This is a genomic window from Draconibacterium mangrovi, assembly GCF_010586825.1.
Lineage (GTDB): Bacteria > Bacteroidota > Bacteroidia > Bacteroidales > Prolixibacteraceae > Draconibacterium > Draconibacterium mangrovi.
Map to the genome: position 1 here is coordinate 250,152 of NZ_JAAAGB010000008.1, position 12,927 is coordinate 263,078.

Sequence of the window (12,927 nt, forward strand, 5' to 3'; positions counted from 1 at the left end):
TTAGTTGGTTCAAATATTAAAATATGTACTTATAATTTAGTGTATTATAATTTTTGTGGTGAACGTATTCTCTCCCGATACAAGCTTAACAAAATACATTCCCGAAGCGCTTACTTCCGGCCGAAAATATACTTTGCCTTCAGCGCTTAGATCCAGGGAATTGTTCTTTTGCAGTAACTGCCCCGCCTGGTTATAAAAATAAACGGCGCAATTAAAATCGGTTTCCCCTGGTAGTTGTATACTGATTTCCTCACCCGCTGAAACCGGGTTGGGAAACACTACTACGGTTTGTCTGTCCCCGAGAATTTCAATTTCTGGGACCGATGTCACAGGATTTAAGGTACTATAGGCTACATTTAAAAACGATGAAGCGGCAGCAGCCTGTCCCATCATACCAATTTCTGAAGGATTTTCGTTTATTCTGTTCAGATTCCATTTCCCATCCGCATCCGAATAACTGCTGGCGTAGTAACCGCGTTTATCTCTGTTGTAGGCACTTAGAAAATCCATAATATCGGCCGCAATGGTATAAAATCTATCATCCGCCGTTTGGCGGTACATATCGAGCAAAGCATCAATCATATCGTCGCCACCCCAAAACGAAATCTCGCTTAAGCCTTGTCCCGGTTTGTACCAATGATCGATACAACTGTTCATCATTTCGAGGGCATCGTTGAGGTATTTTTGTTCGTTTGTTAGCTGATACAAAAGAATGGCATTCTGAATAACTACCGTGGTTTGGTAGGCACGGTAACCACCACCACGAACCGTGTTTCCATTTACAACACCATTCAGCGACCAGCTGCCGTTTTGGTAATAACTTGCCTGATTAAACAGTTTTGTGTTCGAATCTTTAATCTTTACCGAAAAATCATTCTCCAACTCGTAATAAGTCAATGCTTCGTTCAGGTATCGGTTTTCGTTGGTATACTGGTACAATCTGGCAGCAGCGTAACTGGTGTAATTAACCGACATGGAAAATAACATTCCAAAGCCCAGTTGATCTTCATGCTGCGGAATGGCGAAGCGACTGTCGCGAATTTCGTTGTTAAACTCGTAGGCCACTTTCAGATTATCAAGAGCGGTAGCATCCTTCGTCAGATCATAAATCATCGAAAACGGCATCATCAGTTGTCCGTTGTCATCGTAAAAACGGTTTCCTGTATTTCCCGGAAGAACAGCATAACCGGTTCTTCCGGCTTTTGTTACTTTGTACGTGTCGATAGCCGACAGGTAGTTAAACAGAAACCTTTCGTATTTTTCAGGATTTAATTTCCAGGCATTTGTTAATGCCCGTAACATATGCGAAGCCGGCCAAACAAAACTGCTTGCTTGTTTAAAATTTGATGATTCATCAATCGCTTCTGCATACAAACCATTGCTTTTGTTGTAAAACTCGTGGTGAATTTGATCCAGTAATTTTTCACCGAAGTACTGGTATTTATTGTCGTATAAATCAACCGGCACTAACGCTTCAATATCGTTAGCATTAGCAGTGGTAGCTTTTATCGAAATTGTATCGTTTTGATAGACTGAAGTTTCTGCAGAATAAACCAGATATGCAGATTGATCGTCAACTTTCCGAAATGAAAATTCACCGGGGATTTTGGTTTCTGTCACACTCCAATCGGTAATCACTTCGCCGGCAACACTTAACAACACCGAGTCTTTTCCACTTTCCAGTATTTTCAGACTTCCATCGACCTGAATATTGTCTTTTTGCACCCATTCAGTCCCGGCCCCTCTTTTCAGATTATGCTGTGAGGTTAGATCAATTATAGAATCGCCTTGTCCTTCGTTCAACAGCCAGTTGGCTACCAGGCCATCTTCGTTGCCATTGAGTTGAATGTCTTTATTTAAGTTAATTTCTTCTGCTGTTCGAGCTGTATTCCAAATTCTGAAATCGGATAATTTACCATCCAAACGTCGGTTTTTCCACGCCGAACCTTCGCCCATAAAAACATGGGTTCCTGATGCAATCATTGGCTTACTCAAAGTTCCGTTACCAACCAAAATGCCATCAACAAAAATTTTAACTTCATTGTTGGTACTCACCGAAACGGCAACATGTTGCCATTTGCCTGTTTCGAGTTGATTTCCGGTACTTGTAACAGCTTCCCATTCTCCGGTTCCCACATTTACTTCAACGTTTCCGTTTGAATTAAACCGAAAAGCAAATCCAACCGAACCGGAAGCAGCGTTCCACGATTCATCGGCAAGTATGTAGTTTCCGGCCCAACTGTCTATATACATTCGGGTTTCGATGGTAAAATCACCGGAAACATATTCATCAAAAGTTCCGCAATCGATATAACTTTCGGGCTCATTGGTATTGAATTTCAGCACATAGCTCTGTCCTTTCGCATGCACCGAACATAAAACCAATACCAGAAACGCTACTCCAATAAATACCGATCGTATCATTTGCTTCGTTATTCTTTTAATCAAATAAGATCCGATTAAGGGTTAATCAGTCCTTCTGCTTCTAATAAAGCGGCGGCCTCAATTAACATGGCTCCACTGGTTTGCGCTGTTAAATCGCTGGTGCTTCCCGGTTTGTTTTTCCAATATGTTCCGTAAAGCAATTTATTTTTATCGGTTCCTTCCTGCCACAGTTTTTCTGCATTGTATTTCAGAAATTGCAGGTAGCGGTTTCGGGTACCGTCTGATAAATCGGGATGAAGAATGAGTTGTGTGAAATAGCGTACAAATATTCCTTTGAACAAACCACCATCGCCGGCACCTTCATCCTTTAACAATCGGTCGCTGCCATTTACCAAAGTATTCAGGGTATAATCGGCGGCTTTTTGCGCATCGTTTAAATAACTTTTCTCGCCCGTAATGTTATATAGTTCGAGGGCCGAACCCAAAAATGTTCCCTGGTTATAGGTAAAAATCCAGGCTTTTTGAATATCTCCGGTACGACTGTCAATATTATCATAAACGGCTCCATTTGCCGGGTTAAAAAGATATTCTTTTTCCCAGTCGTAAATTTTTAGCGCCCATTCTTTATCCTCCTCATTGCCAAACTGCTGATAAAGTCGTGCAGCCAAAATAGAGGCCGGTCCGTTTGAGCAGGCGTTTTTGCTGTACGGCTGATCTTTTTTCCACGAAATACCACCACCGGCGTTGTCGTTCCATCCGGTTTGAATGTCTTCCCAAACCGAAATAGCTGCAGTTTTGTATCGCTCCTGATTGGTTGCATTATACGCACGTAACATAGCCAACGCATTCCATTCCATATCGTCGTAGAAAACGTTTAAAAACGTGTTGCCGTTTTTGGCTTTCACACCTTCGTACCAATCATTAATGGTAGTCAGGTAAAAATTGTCTCCTGTCCTTTCGTAGGCATCAATGGCAACATCCAAAGCATGAGCCTGCGGCCAGTAGTGAAAATCAGTGTTATTCAGGTTATTGTAATGGAAATATGCTGCTGCCGGATTCCAGTATGAATAGATAAACGACGAGCTGCTACTGTCGGCAGCCGCTGCCCAGCTTATTGCAGTTTCTTCACCACCGCCATTTCCCGGATCAACTTCATCCTTCTCACATGCCTGGAAAACAAACAGGCTAATTATCGCTAATACTAACAATCTTTTATTCATACCTCAATTTCTAAAAAAATAAACTGAGACAGGGTTTCCCCTGCCCCAGTTCTACCTTAACTCTATCTATTGATCACCAACTTTGATAACATTGTGTGTATATGGTCCTTCTGCCCAGAAATATGCAATTACATCGATGTAGGCCATATCCATAATTCCATCGAATTTCCACTTGTCGTCCCATCTCGATTCAGCAACAGGTGCCATGTAGTAATATTCTTCGTTTCCACTTGGGCGGCCATCGGTTTGATTCAATGTACCCCACCATTCGTAAGCATCGTTACCATCAGCATCTTTAATGGTCATTCTGAATTTGTAACGCTCATCGCGTCCCCAACCTTCCTGCTTAAATTCAAGTGGCTGGTTGCTTGCTTTAAAGATACCGCCACCCTGGTATTCCAATGAGAATAAGTATTCATCAGTTGGAGCAAAATGCAACTGGAAGTCGACAATCTCAGTCATTACTACAGAACCAACATTAAAATCGATATTGATACGGTAAACTGCTGTATTTTCAACTGTACTTGTTGAAGCTCCTTCTTTAATCACACCGTTCTCGATGTAGAACTGACGGGTGTCGCCTGCGTTTCCATCGGTAAAGAAGTACTCTTCGCCGGCAGTAAGTTCAGTGTAAATTTCAAATTCGCCTGGTGCAACACCTTTCATCATGCCAGCGTTCGCCAAATCGCTGCCACCTTCTGATCCGGCTCCTGTAATGTATACATCAACTGGAACATCAGCAAAACCAGCCAAACGGGTAATTTCCATTGTTCTTACTTCCTCACCTTTCAAATCGTTAATTCCTTTTGATGAGAAAACAGTCCAGATCAACTTACCTTTTTCAGCCGAACCAATTCCGGCCAAGGCACCAATTTTATTCAACTGTTTGTGCGAAATTGTAGCGTGGTTATAGCCTCCGTTATTATCCGAAGCCATTCTGTAAATCGGTGCTGAGAAGTCACCGCCTTCAACATCAAAGGCCACTTCGTAAAGTACCATTCCGCTGTCTTCAGCTTTTGCAGGCTCCCATTCGAAATATACAGCTGCCGAAGCAGAAGTTTGTAATACAATTGATGCATCCGCTGCAGGTTCGTACAAAGTTTGTACTGCAGTAACACGTGTGTCTCTTAGTACTTCGTCTTCGCATCCTGCAAAGGCAATAAGTAATGAAGTTAATATGGTAAGTTTTATAATTAGTGTTTTCATAATCGATATATGTTTATTTTTATTATTCATTTATTGATTCACTTAGCTTAGTAGCCTGGGTTTTGACCAAGATTTGGATTTAAATCTTTTTGCGACTGCGGAACCGCCCATAAATAATCTCTTTCGGGATTAAAGGTTCTTTTGTCGAGTCTGATGTATCCATTATCCATACTTGGGTCGCCATACTGTGCTCCATGTGGAGTAACATTTAAGACTGTCTCTGCAGTTTCCCAACGACGGATATCAAAGATTCGTAAACCTTCCAAAGCCAATTCAATACGACGTTCGCGGCGAATAGTCTCACGCAGATCAGCCTGGCTTAACGAAGCATCAAAATTTAATGCGCTTGCATCCGAAAAACCGGCACGCTCGCGTAAAGCTTTAATTGTTGAATTCCAAACGTTTTCATCCATCTGGTTCAGTTCGTTTTTAGCTTCGGCATACATTAACAGCACATCGGCATAACGAATCAGAATCAGGTTCAGGCCTGAAGTAAACGATGCCAGTGATTGCGGATCATAGTACTTACGCATGTAATACCCTGTTGATGTAGAGTTGGTACCCTGACCTTTGTATTCATCCACTTCGGCACTTTCGTCAGGTGCAGTACCCGGCTTAATGTAAATGGTCTGGATTGTTCCGTCGGGCAAACGCCATGGAAATTCGTGATACACCACAGTTGCTGTTAAACGTGGGTCGCGACGTACATACGGATCGTTCTCGTCGTATCCCGAGTTTGCATCATCAATGGCTCTTCCGTTCATCATCAGGTAATCGTCAACCAATTCCTGTGTAGGTGCCATTTGATTTACACGTGCTCCCACTGAAAGCGGTGCATAATCAAAATATTCTCCCCAGGTGCGCAATGATGGTACATAACCTAAATCAAGAATGACTTCATCGTTATATTCATTTTCAGGAAGGAAAATGCCTTCGTACGATGGGAACAAACTGTATGAACCATACTGATCAGAATTGATCAACTGTTCGCAGGTGTTTACCACATTTTGCCAGTCGTTACTGTATAAGTAAGTTCTGGCTTTCAAAGCCACTGCAGCTCCGGCGGTAATTCTGCCGTTATCTTCTTCACTGTATTCTTCGTTTGTTGGCAATACAGCGGCAACTGCATCCAGCTCGTTGCGTACAAAAGCCAGCACTTCCTCGTGCGAGGTACGCGCAATCTGTTTCGATTCATCCAATGTTATATCGGTTTCGAATAACGGAACGTCGCCGTACCAGGTAGTTAAGCGGAAATACAGATAAGCACGGATAAAACGCGCCTCGGCATTCATTCTTGCTTTCAGGTCTTCATCCATTCCTTCTACCCGGTCAACATTTTCAAGAAAAGTATGACAGGTTTTAATTCCGCCGTAACAATCTCTCCATTCGTTGGCAAAACGGTTGTTTGAAGCATCGGCCTGTCCCGAAGAAATTATTTTCTCTGAGCTCGATCCACGACCTTCATAAATATTATCGCTTAGTGCTTCGGTTGAGAAGAAATAGCCTGAATTATACATCTGACTGTACGCCATATTTAAAACCATGTTGGCTTTTTCAGGCGACGACCAGTAATTGGCTTCTGTAAACTTATTTGTTGGTGCCAAATCCAAATCGTTACAAGAAGTAAGTAGCATTAAAATTAAACTTGCAACGCCGGCACTATATTTTAGAAATTTCATCTTCATGTCATTCAATTTTAAAATTCTAATTCTAAACCAAAACCGTAGTACTTAAGCGTAGGATAATTCCGGCCGCTGTTTGCTCCGGTTCCTCCGGTTCCTCCCATATTACTTCCAAACTCTGTCGATTCAGGATCGATAAAAGAAACATTTGAAAGTGTGAACAGATTCTGTGCATTTATACTCAATCGTAGTTTTTGAACACCCACTTTTGTGGTCAATTCTTTTGGCAAAGTATAACCCAACTGAATGTTTTTCAAGCGTACATATGCTGCATTGAAAATGTAAATATCTGAAGCTCTACCCCAGTTGTTCTGGTTAGATGATGATCCGGGAGCCGATAAGCGTGGCCATTCTGCATCAGGATTTACCGGAGTCCAGAAATCCAACTGATGCTGGTACATTACGTACGAGTAGTTGGCATGGAAAGGCTCTACAAGCTCACCACGCAAAAACATATCGCGTTTACCCACACCCTGAATTAATACGCCAAAGTCAAATCCTTTCCAGGTAACATCGTAGTTCAATCCGAAAGTATAACGCGGGAATGCATTTCCTAAAACCTGACGATCTTTGTCGTCGATAACACCGTCGTTATTCGAGTCTACGTATTTTACATCGCCCGGCTCAACAGTTGCTCCAATTGGCAATGCACTGTTTTCAATCTCCTGGTAACTACCAAAGTAACCATCGGTTTTATATCCAAAGTACGATCCCAAAGCTTCGCCTTCGCGAATAAGTTTACGCAACTGGTCGTTCGAATCAATTTGTTCGTTGCCTCCAAAGTCAACAACTTCGTTTTTCGAATCGGCCATGTTCAGACGCACGTTGTGGTCAACCGCACCTGTTTTTGCATGATAGTTTATCGTAGCTTCCCAACCCTGGTTTCTCATTTCTCCTGCATTTTCTTTTGCAACTGCACCACCAAATACCGACGGCACAACCGGAGTTAACAGGATTTGAGAAGTAAGTTTATTGAAGTAATCCAATGAAACCGACAGTTTATAATCGAAGAATGTAGCGTCGGCACCAATGTTAAAGTTGGCCGATTGCTCCCACTGCAGCATACTGTTTCCAAAGTCGAAACCGGTTCCTGAAACCGCGTCATTATTAAAACCATAACTGTTGTTATAAACGGTATAGGTTGTGAAGTACGAGTAATCATCAACATTTTGGTTACCCAACACACCGTACGAACCACGTAATTTCAGGTCGCCGATATTGCTTTTGTAGTTGTCCATGAAGCTTTCTTCAGACAAACGCCAACCACCAGTAAACGATGGGAAAAATCCCCAGCGGTAATCTTCGGCAAATTTTGAAGAACCATCGTAGCGGAAACTAAATTCGCCGTAATATTTGTCTTTGTAGTTATAGCCCGCACGGCCAAAAATGGAGTAAATACTTCTCTCCTGTGTTTGTGCCGGCGTGTTGTAGCTTCCCGGATCAATTTCGGTATCCGACTGCGGCAAACCGAGATCAGGATCAGTATATTTCATTCTTATTTCGTTCGCCTGACGAGTATACGATTCGTTCGAAACACCGATCAAACCGGACACATTATGGTCTTCGTTAAAAGTTTGGTTGTAATCCAACAAAAACTGTGTATTCAGAATGTACCTTTTCTCGTTGTAATCTTCGGTAGGTCTGGTATCGTTGGCATACGAGTTAGGCTTTTCAGCAGTTGGGCTTGAGTAGAACGGAACTTCCAGTCCTCTGATAAAACGGTGGTTTGCTCCTAAATCGAGTCCCACCATAGCTTTTGCCTTTAAACCTTTTGCCACATCCAGTTCCGCATTTAAACTTCCAAGGAAATTATCATCGTCTTTTTTCTGAAAACCACCGGCTTCCAATTGCCCCAGCGGGTTAAATTGCGAAAGCACATCGTTAATCAGGTACTTGCCATTGTCGGCTTTCATCTGGTAAGTGTAGTAAGGCGGAATACGCGAACCGTCAACGATAAGGAATCCGGTGCTGGCATTTGGCGCTTTCTGCATCGTGCGGTTAAAGGCCATTAAAGCACTCAATTTCAACTTTCCGTATTGGCTTACCAAATTAGTTCTGAAGTTGTAACGTTCAATTCCGAAACTGCCAACGAAGTTACTTTCCTGGTTGTAATAACCTGCAGAAACCATGTAAGTAGAAGTTTCGTTTCCGCCAGAAATGCTGGCGTTGTAATTTTGCTGCAAGGCTGATTGCAAGATGCCGTCCAGGAACCACTGTCCATCTCCGTTCTGCTGAAAATCTCTGATTTCGGCAGGCGTATATTTAGGCGAAGAACCAACATTTATTAATGCCTGGTTTTTAAGCAAGGCATTTTCGTATCCTTTTACAGGCTGGAATAATACATCCGGATCCTGAAAACCTGTCATTGTACTTACTCGCACAATTGGTTTATCACTTTTCGAACCTTTTTTAGTAGTAACCAAAATTACTCCGTTTGATGAACGCGAACCATAAATAGCAGCACTACCGGCATCTTTTAACACCGATACATTTTCAATATCCGCCGGATTCAGGTTATTTAAACTTCCCATTTCAGTAATCATTCCGTCGATTACCACCAATGGATTATTGTTATTCATGGTACTTACACCACGAATGTTAATATTCATGTTATTGTCGTTCGGGTTCATGCTGCGTTGCTGAATAACAAGGTTAGCCGAAGCTCCCTGTAAAGCCTGTACCGCATTTGCAACCGGACGATTTTCAATTAAATCTGAGTTTACCTGATCAACAGAACCAATCAGGTTTTTCTTTTGCATGGTACCATAACCAATTACCACAACCTCTTCGATACCAATGGCGTCTTCTTCCATTACCACCGAAATTTTGCTTTGGTTGCCCACAACAACTTCCTGCGATAGCATCCCAACAAATGAGAAAGACAGTACGGCATCAGGTCCAACATTGCTTACCTGGAAATTTCCATCAATGTCGGTAACCGTTCCCTGGGTTGTACCTTTTACAAACACTGTAACACCCGGAATTGGCAAACCATCAGCTCCGGTAACCGTTCCGGTTACAGACTGTTGTTGCACCGCCGGAAAGTTTGCATCATCAAACTCGCCTTTAAACAGGGCTACCTGCCTGCCAACAATTTTATACTCAACACCGGTGTTATAAAATATTTCTGTTAGAATTTTCTCGATGTCAGTATTTCTAAAACTAACTGACACTTTACGCTCTGTGTCGACTACATCCTCGGAGTAGAAAAAATAAAACTCGCTTTGATTTTCAATTTCCTCAAGGACACTTTTGACATCCGTATTTTTCAGTTCAACAGATAAACGTGTTACCTGCGAATAGCTTTCCTTAGCCATTACTGAAAAAACACTAATACATAACAAAAACAAAGTTACTTTCATAAGTCTTAAAAGTTTTAAGAAGAAACTCCACAAAGGGATTTCCTTCAATCTCTTTTTTTTCATAGATTTGACGTATTAAGATTAATAATTCTGATAATTATTTTTCGGAGGTGGGGAAGTTGGTGGCTTCTCCACTTCTTTATGTTTTTGGAGGTTTAGTTCTAGTTACTTATTCCATAGGCAGATATGTTATTTTATTGGTTTTACAATCAGTTTTCTTTCGTTCTTATCGTATTCATATTTTAACGACATTGTTATTTCCAACAAATCCATCACTTCCGTAATCGACTCGTATTCTATTGTTGCCGTCAATTTCTTATCTGATATATATTGATCATCCAGTTCAATCGAAATATTATACCACCGCTCCAGCCGTTCAACAACATCTTTCAACGATTCATTTCTGAATATCAACTTATTGTCAATCCACGACGAATAAATTTCGGTATCCACTTTTTGCACCTGAATTGAAGAGTTTTCAGCATCAATTACAGCCTGCTGTCCGGGTGCCAGAATTTTTTCTTCACCCGAGTTTGAAATCAATTGTACTTTTCCCCTTTCCAATGTTACTTCAGGGTTGGTATTTGAATAACTCATTACATTGAAAGCCGTACCCAGTACATTTACCTGTACATTCTCTGTAACAACTTCAAAGGGTGTTTCGCTTTTCTGAACATCAAAATAGGCTTCACCACACAGTTTAACGAAACGCTTTTTTCTGCTGAATTCTTTCGGATATTCTAAGGAAGAACCCGAGTTCAGCCAAACTTCAGAACCATCGGGTAAAACAAAATGGGTTTTTGAGGCCAGCGGAGTTGAAACAGTCTGCAGCTCGGCGCTACTGTTCGTTTTCTCAAGTGTAAAAAACAGAGCAATGGCCAGGGGAATAAAAAGAACTGCTGCCACCCGGGTTAAATAAGTTACTAATTTTCGGGTTTTGCCTGTTCGTGGTTCCTGGCTATTTATTTCGTAATGAATTTTGTGTAGCGTATCCGATAAATCGGGAGTTTCTGTTTCCTCAGCTTTTGTATGTTTCCAATGCTCCTTCATATTGGCATCCAAAACCAACTGCTTGTCCGGTTTTACAAACAATTCAACAAACTGCTGAAACTCATCCTCCGTGCAATTGTTATCGATATATTTTTTGTAATATTCTTTCATATAATCTTGTACTCGCTTGTTAAACGTGTAAAGTATAAAAAACCCCTGCTTCGGATTTACATTTTTTTCATTTTTCTATCTTCAGGAATCATACTCCCCTGTTTCATTCAGCCAGAATCTGAAAACATTTTATAGATTTGTGAGTTCTAGCTAACAGCGACAGATGAATAACGAGAAACTAATTAATCGATTTATTGACGGCGATAAAACTGCCATTAATGATTTGTATGCTGAATATAGCCCAAGGCTGTATCGCTTTGCAATGGCATACCTAAAATCGGAATCTGAAGTTCTCGATATCGTACAGGAAGTATTTGTTAATGTTTGGATGAACAGAAACAAACTAAAAAAAGACTCAAATCTTGATGCCTATTTATTTACGGTGGCCAAAAACACAATCGTTTCTGTTTTTCGCAAAAAACTTTCGGAAAAAGACTATTTGGAACACCTGAAAAACAAATCGATAACCAATAGCATCGATACTGAGTCGCAGTTTAATTACAACCAGTTATCCAACAAGCTCAACGACCTGATAGAACAACTACCTCCGCAACGAAAAAAAATATATCAACTTAGCAAAGAACAAGGTTTAGCGAATAAAACAATTGCTGCCGAACTTGGTATTTCGATAAAAACAGTTGAAGACCATTTAAGCAAAGCAAGCAAATTCATCAAAAAGAATTTAACCGAATATGGTTTCCTCGCCTTGCTTTTTATCGACCTGTTTGTTAACTCCAAATAACAGCTCCGGCGTTACCCGCTATTTCATTTTTAACGCGTTTATCAAAAGATACACAAATAACAAAAGCACAACAAGCATTGCCCCTGTTTGTCCTGCAGTATCAGATACCACACCCATAACCGGCGGAACTATTGCACCTCCGGCTACTCCCATTATCAGCAAACCCGAAACTTCGTTTGCATACTCCGGCTTTCTGCGCAATGCTGCCGAAAATACGATGGAAAACACATTGGCAACTGCCAGCCCGGAACAAAATATCATTATATACATCAGCGAAACCGGACCGGGAACAGCAACCATAACCACCAGCGCGAATATTCCTAAAACCGCACTGCCGATGTAAAATTTCCGCCCCGAATATTTCATCAATAAAATAGCGCCGATAAAAGTACCGATGGTACGGGCTGCAAAATACAAGCTCGTGCCTAATCCGGCTTTCTCCAACGGCATCACGGTACGTTCCATCAGAAACTTTGGTAAAGTAACGTTCAAACCTACATCGATTCCCACTAAAACCACAATTGCAAAAAAGAAACTCAGCATAAGCGGATCTTTTAACAATCTAAAGCTTGCGGCAAAACCTGCCGTTTCACTGTTTGATTGTTCTTTTTGAATCGGAGCCAATAAAAGCCACAATCCCGACAACAGAGTAACTGAAGCAAAAATTGGGAAAATAAGTTTCCAGTTTCCGAATGTGCCTGATGCCACTCCTGCAACAATAGGCCCGATAAACGAAGCAATGGCTTTTACAAACTGGCCAAGTGTAAGGCTACTGGTTAATTTCTCGCCACTAACCACATTGGTTAAAAGCGGATTTAAGGCCACCTGTAAAATCGTGTTTCCGATGCCCAGCAAAGCAAAGGCAATCAGAACCATGGTATAACTGTAAGTGGCCAATGGCACCAGCAATGCCAGCAGCGTAACAACAATACTCAGCAATACGGTATTTTTCCGCCCCAGTTTGTTCATTAACACACCCGTGGGTACAGAAAACACGGCGAACCACAAAAAAACCATCATAGGTAAGAGGTTGGCCATTGAATCACTCAAGCCAAAATCCTGCTTTACGTAGCTGGATGAAATGCCGACCACATCGGCAAAGCCCATAATAAAGAAGCTAAACAAAACCGGCAGTACGGCTAAATTCGATTTTTTGCTCATAATTTTAT

General features: G+C 41.5%; 8 protein-coding genes. 1 reads left to right on the forward strand and 7 read right to left on the reverse strand.

Annotated elements, in window-relative coordinates; genetic code table 11:
• Window positions 1-36 precede the first annotated feature (36 nt).
• The 6 genes from G4420_RS18560 to G4420_RS18585 all read right to left on the reverse strand — a co-directional run bounded on the left by G4420_RS18560 (window position 37) and on the right by G4420_RS18585 (window position 11,016).
• Window positions 37-2,424, reverse strand: coding sequence for a LamG-like jellyroll fold domain-containing protein (locus tag G4420_RS18560; RefSeq protein ID WP_163325437.1), 2,388 nt, complete (start codon window positions 2,422-2,424; stop codon window positions 37-39).
• 35 nt (window positions 2,425-2,459) lie between these two features.
• Window positions 2,460-3,605, reverse strand: a complete 1,146-nt coding sequence (locus G4420_RS18565) for a glycoside hydrolase family 76 protein (RefSeq protein ID WP_163325438.1) — start codon at window positions 3,603-3,605, stop codon at window positions 2,460-2,462.
• A 66-nt stretch (window positions 3,606-3,671) separates the two neighbouring features.
• Window positions 3,672-4,811, reverse strand: a complete 1,140-nt coding sequence (locus G4420_RS18570; protein WP_163325439.1) for a SusE domain-containing protein — start codon at window positions 4,809-4,811, stop codon at window positions 3,672-3,674.
• A 47-nt stretch (window positions 4,812-4,858) separates the two neighbouring features.
• Window positions 4,859-6,496, reverse strand: a complete 1,638-nt coding sequence (locus G4420_RS18575; RefSeq protein WP_163325440.1) for a RagB/SusD family nutrient uptake outer membrane protein — start codon at window positions 6,494-6,496, stop codon at window positions 4,859-4,861.
• 11 nt (window positions 6,497-6,507) lie between these two features.
• A complete protein-coding gene (locus G4420_RS18580) occupies window positions 6,508-9,855 on the reverse strand; it encodes a TonB-dependent receptor (RefSeq protein ID WP_163325441.1) in 3,348 nt (1,115 codons plus the stop codon).
• 189 nt (window positions 9,856-10,044) lie between these two features.
• The gene (locus G4420_RS18585; RefSeq protein ID WP_163325442.1) at window positions 10,045-11,016 is read right to left on the reverse strand and encodes a FecR family protein; all 972 of its coding nucleotides are present in this window, start codon (window positions 11,014-11,016) and stop codon (window positions 10,045-10,047) included.
• A 163-nt stretch (window positions 11,017-11,179) separates the two neighbouring features.
• Between G4420_RS18585 and G4420_RS18590 the strand changes: the two genes are divergently transcribed.
• Window positions 11,180-11,758 carry an RNA polymerase sigma factor gene (locus G4420_RS18590; protein ID WP_163325443.1) on the forward strand — a complete coding sequence of 193 codons (579 nt, stop codon included), beginning with the start codon at window positions 11,180-11,182 and terminating at the stop codon, window positions 11,756-11,758.
• Between the two features lie 18 nt (window positions 11,759-11,776).
• Here G4420_RS18590 and G4420_RS18595 read toward each other — a convergent pair whose 3' ends face one another.
• Complete coding sequence (locus G4420_RS18595) at window positions 11,777-12,919, reverse strand: MFS transporter (protein ID WP_163325444.1); 1,143 nt, start codon at window positions 12,917-12,919, stop codon at window positions 11,777-11,779.
• Window positions 12,920-12,927: the final 8 nt, after the last annotated feature.

Excerpts from the sequence above, each read along its gene's own strand:
- G4420_RS18560 (WP_163325437.1), bottom strand. The coding sequence starts at position 2,424 with ATGATACGATCGGTATTTATTGGAGTAGCGTTTCTGGTATTGGTTTTA.
- G4420_RS18565 (WP_163325438.1), bottom strand. The coding sequence starts at position 3,605 with ATGAATAAAAGATTGTTAGTATTAGCGATAATTAGCCTGTTTGTTTTC.
- G4420_RS18570 (WP_163325439.1), bottom strand. The coding sequence starts at position 4,811 with ATGAAAACACTAATTATAAAACTTACCATATTAACTTCATTACTTATT.
- G4420_RS18575 (WP_163325440.1), bottom strand. The coding sequence starts at position 6,496 with ATGAAGATGAAATTTCTAAAATATAGTGCCGGCGTTGCAAGTTTAATT.
- G4420_RS18580 (WP_163325441.1), bottom strand. The coding sequence starts at position 9,855 with ATGAAAGTAACTTTGTTTTTGTTATGTATTAGTGTTTTTTCAGTAATG.
- G4420_RS18585 (WP_163325442.1), bottom strand. The coding sequence starts at position 11,016 with ATGAAAGAATATTACAAAAAATATATCGATAACAATTGCACGGAGGAT.
- G4420_RS18590 (WP_163325443.1), top strand. The coding sequence starts at position 11,180 with ATGAATAACGAGAAACTAATTAATCGATTTATTGACGGCGATAAAACT.
- G4420_RS18595 (WP_163325444.1), bottom strand. The coding sequence starts at position 12,919 with ATGAGCAAAAAATCGAATTTAGCCGTACTGCCGGTTTTGTTTAGCTTC.